This is a genomic window from Verticiella alkaliphila, from assembly GCF_018904615.1.
Taxonomy (GTDB): Bacteria; Pseudomonadota; Gammaproteobacteria; order Burkholderiales; family Burkholderiaceae_B; genus Verticiella; species Verticiella alkaliphila.
Genome location: NZ_JADCNH010000084.1, coordinates 1 through 3,720, shown reverse-complemented (window position 1 = coordinate 3,720; position 3,720 = coordinate 1). Strand labels below are relative to the sequence as shown.

The following is a 3,720-nucleotide window of genomic DNA, read 5'->3' as shown; positions in this document are numbered from 1 at the left end:
CCCTTGCCTCCCGTCACGACACCCTGCGCTCGGCGCGCTCCGACGGCCCCGCTGCCGGCCGTCGCGCCAGCGGCTCGCGGTCGTGGCGGGCAGAGGTCGTGGGCGCCCGGGGTTCTACCAGCCCTGGTTCCAGGGCGCCTCGCCTTGGTAGTGCGCGACGAGGAAGTCGACCAGGACGCGGACTTTGCGGGCGACGTGTCTGCCGGCGGGGTAGATGGCGTAGACGGCGGCGGGTTGGTCTTCGCAGTCGGCGAGCAGCGGCACCAGCGTGCCGTCGCGCAGGGCGGGGGCGGCGACGAAGTCGGGGAGGCGGGCGATGCCGAGGCCGGCCACGGTGGCGGCAAGGCAGGCGTGGGCGTTGGCGAAGCGGATCTGGCCTGTCACGGTCACGGCTTCGCTGCGTCCTGCGCCGGTGCGGAACTGCCACTGGTAGGGGTCGCGGAAGTTGGTGTCGATGATGCAGGTGTGCTGGGTGAGGTCCGCCGGCGTTTGGGGTGTGCCGTGTTGGGCGAGGTAGGCGGGGGCGGCTGCGACGACGATGCGGGAGGGGGCCAGGCGGCGGGCGATGAGGCTGCTGTCGGCGGGCTTGCCGATGCGCACGGCGGCGTCGAAGCCTTCGTCGACGAGGCTGGCGAGCCGGTCGGCGAAGCTCACGTCGAGCTGGATGTCCGGGTAGGCCTGGGCGAAGGCGATCAGGACGGGCGCGAGCTCGGTGGTGCCGAAGGAGATGGGGGCGGTCAGGCGCAGCTTGCCGCTGGGGGCGGACGATGCGCTGCGGATGTCGGCCTCGATGGCCTCGTACTCGTCGAGCAGCGGCTTGATGCGCTCGTAGTAGGCCAGGCCGGCCTCAGTGGCCGACAGGGCGCGGGTGGTGCGGGTGATGAGTTGCACGCCGAGCTCGGCTTCGAGCCGGGAGACGCGCTTGGAGGCCTGGGCGGGGCTGGTGCCCAGGCGCGTGGCGGCGCCGGCGAAGCTGCCGGCGTCGAGGACGGCCACGAACATGCGGTCGCAGTCGAGGCGTTCCATGGTGGGGTGCCGGTCAGCAGGCGCTGCCGGCGGTGTCTTCGAACCAGTTCAGCACGCCGTCCAGGCCGCTCACGCTCAAGGCGTAGGTGGCGGCCGCGCGCACGGCGGGCTTGGCGTGGTAGGCCACGCTCAGGGCGGCCTCGCCCATCATGCGCAGGTCGTTGGCGCCGTCACCCATGGCGATGGCGTGGGCACCCGGTTCGGCGCCCAACTCGGCGCACACGCGGCGCAGATGGGCTGCCTTGGCTTCGGCATCGAGGATGTCGCCCAGCACGCGGCCGGTGAGGCGGCCATCGACGATGTCGAGTTCGTTGGCGTGGGCGGCATCCAAGCCCAGGCGGGCTTTGAGGCGGCTCGTGAAGAAGGTGAAGCCGCCCGACACGAGCAGGGTCTTCACGCCGAACGATTGGGCGGCTGCGATCAACGCCTCGGCGCCGGGGTTCAGGCGTAGGCGGTCGGCGTAGACGCCGTCCAGCGCGTTGGCCGGCACGCCTTCGAGCAGGGCGACGCGGCGGCGCAGGCTCTCGGCGAAGTCGGTGATCTCGCCGCGCATGGCGGCTTCGGTGATAGCGGCCACCTGGGGCTTGACGCCCACGGCGTCGGCGATCTCGTCGATGCACTCGATGTTGATGAGCGTGGAGTCCATGTCCATCGCCAGGACGCGGAAGTCCGACAGGCGAAAGCCGGGCGGCACGAAGGCGTAGTCCAGGCCGTCCTGGGTGCAGCGCTCGGCCACGAGGTCGCGGGCGGCGGCGTCGGCGCCCACTTCGCACAGGCGAATGGCGTGCGGGCCGATCTCCATCAGGCGGCTTGCGCCGAGGAGGGTGCCGATGCGCTCGGCTTGGGTGATGGCCAGGTTGGGGCCTTGCAGGATCAGGTTCATGTATCTCGGGTCACGCGAATGATTTCTTCGGGCGAGGTCAGGCCTTGCTGCACCCAGCGTTGGCCGTCCTCGCGCATGCTGCGCATGCCATGGTTCACCGCCAGGTCGCGCAGCGCCTGTTCGCCCGCATCCTCGTGGATGAGGCGGCGCAGGTCGTCGTCGATGACGAAGAGCTCATGGATGCCGGTGCGACCCTGGTAGCCCGTATGGCCGCAGGACGCGCAACCGATCGCGCGCCACTGCACGGGCGTACCCGCGTCGTCGTGCTCGGTCGGTTGCCGGCAATGCGGGCACAGGCAGCGCACGAGGCGCTGGGCCAGCACGCCGAGCAGCGAGGACGATAGCAGAAACGGTTCGACCCCCATATCCGTCAGGCGCGTGACGGCCGACACGGCGTCGTTGGTGTGCAGGGTGGCAAGCACCAAGTGGCCAGTGAGCGAGGCCTGCACGGCGATCTGCGCGGTCTCCAGATCGCGGATCTCGCCGATCATGATGACGTCCGGATCCTGGCGCAGGATGGCGCGCAGCGCGAGCGCGAAGCTCATGTCGATCTTGGCGTTGACCTGCGTCTGGCTGATGCCGGGGAGGTCGTACTCGATCGGGTCTTCCACCGTCAGGATGTTGGTGGTCGAGGCATCCAGTCGGCCGAGCGCGGCATACAGCGTGGTCGTCTTGCCGCTGCCGGTGGGCCCGGTGACGAGCACGATGCCGTGGGGCTGATGGATGAGGCGGTCGAGCTCGCCGCGCACGTCAGCGGCCATGCCGAGCTTTTGCAGCTCCAGGCGGCCCGCCTGCTTGTCGAGCAGACGCAGCACGGCGCGTTCACCGTGGCCGGTGGGCAGGGTGGAGACGCGCACGTCGATGGGGCGTCCGCCCACGCGCAGCGCGATGCGTCCATCCTGCGGCAGGCGCTTCTCGGCGATATCCAGCTGCGCCATGATCTTGATGCGCGAGATCAGCGCGGCGTGCAGGGCGCGACGCGGGCTGACCACGTCGCGCAGCGTGCCGTCCACGCGGTAGCGCACCACGGAATGGGTCTCGAAGGGCTCGATGTGGATGTCGCTCGCGCCATCGCGTGCCGCCTGGGTGAACAAGGCGTTGATCATGCGGATGACAGGTGCGTCGTCCTGCGTCTCCAGCAAGTCCTCGACTTCGGGGATGTCCTGCAGCAGGCGGTCCAGGTCGATCTCGTGTTCGGCCGCGTCCATGACGGAGGCCGCATCCCCGGTGAGGTTGGCGTAGGCGGCGGTGAGCCGGGTCTCGAGCTCGCCATCGGCGATGTCTGCGAGCAGCGCCCGCCCATGCTGGCGCTGCACCTCGGCCACCGCCCAGGGCGGCGTGCGCGGGCTGATCCACAGCGTCGCGCCATCTGCGCGCACCTCCAGCAGCGCGCGCTGCGCCCGCGCCCAGGCGTAGGGCAGTGGATGCATGTCAACCTCCCAACATCGTCACGGTCGCACCAGCAGTTCGGGCGCGAAGCCCATCTGGCGCAGCGCGTTGACCGCGGCGTCGGTGGTGGCCGCGTCGCGCGCCACGCGGATGTACACCTGCCAGTACGGGTTCTCGGCACGCACGCCCTGCACGTAGGGCGCAAAGCCGGCCTGGGTGATCTGCTGCACCACGGCATCGGCTTGTTCGCGCGAGGCGGTGCGCGTGGCGAGCAGCACGTTCACGCCGCTGTCGTTGTAGAGCGTGGCCGGGTCGCGCGGGATCACCATCAGGTCGCCCGGGGCCCAGGCGATGAAGGACGTTGTAGCCTGCGAAAAGCTGCGGGGAGCTGGCAAACAAGCTTTGATCCGCAGATATCCGAA

Annotated in this window: 4 protein-coding genes and 1 rRNA gene; 1 reads left to right on the top strand and 4 read right to left on the bottom strand. The window is 70.1% G+C overall.

What is annotated here, in order from left to right:
• Nucleotides 1-114 precede the first annotated feature (114 nt).
• The 4 genes from IMZ29_RS22200 to IMZ29_RS23450 are packed head-to-tail and all read right to left on the bottom strand — an operon-like array spanning nt 115 to nt 3,576.
• Entirely contained in the window at nt 115-1,026 is a 912-nt protein-coding gene (locus IMZ29_RS22200) for a LysR family transcriptional regulator (RefSeq protein WP_216188441.1), read from the bottom strand.
• A gap of 13 nt (nt 1,027-1,039) precedes the next feature.
• Nucleotides 1,040-1,909 (bottom strand): phosphoserine phosphatase SerB, encoded by an 870-nt coding sequence (serB, locus tag IMZ29_RS22195; RefSeq protein WP_216188438.1) that lies wholly within the window; start codon nt 1,907-1,909, stop codon nt 1,040-1,042.
• Nucleotides 1,906-3,339, bottom strand: a complete 1,434-nt coding sequence (gspE, locus tag IMZ29_RS22190) for a type II secretion system ATPase GspE (protein ID WP_216188436.1) — start codon at nt 3,337-3,339, stop codon at nt 1,906-1,908. Before gspE ends, serB begins: the two co-directional genes overlap by 4 nt.
• Nucleotides 3,340-3,357: 18 nt before the next feature.
• The gene (locus IMZ29_RS23450) at nt 3,358-3,576 is read right to left on the bottom strand and encodes an SPOR domain-containing protein (protein WP_371820398.1); all 219 of its coding nucleotides are present in this window, start codon (nt 3,574-3,576) and stop codon (nt 3,358-3,360) included.
• 27 nt (nt 3,577-3,603) lie between these two features.
• Here IMZ29_RS23450 and IMZ29_RS22180 point away from each other — a divergent pair.
• A 23S ribosomal RNA gene (locus IMZ29_RS22180) occupies nt 3,604-3,720 on the top strand; the annotation flags it as partial.

Bases quoted from the DNA above. Each gene is read 5' to 3' on its own strand.
- IMZ29_RS22200 (WP_216188441.1), bottom strand. From the start codon at position 1,026: ATGGAACGCCTCGACTGCGACCGCATGTTCGTGGCCGTCCTCGACGCC.
- serB (WP_216188438.1), bottom strand. From the start codon at position 1,909: ATGAACCTGATCCTGCAAGGCCCCAACCTGGCCATCACCCAAGCCGAG.
- gspE (WP_216188436.1), bottom strand. From the start codon at position 3,339: ATGCATCCACTGCCCTACGCCTGGGCGCGGGCGCAGCGCGCGCTGCTG.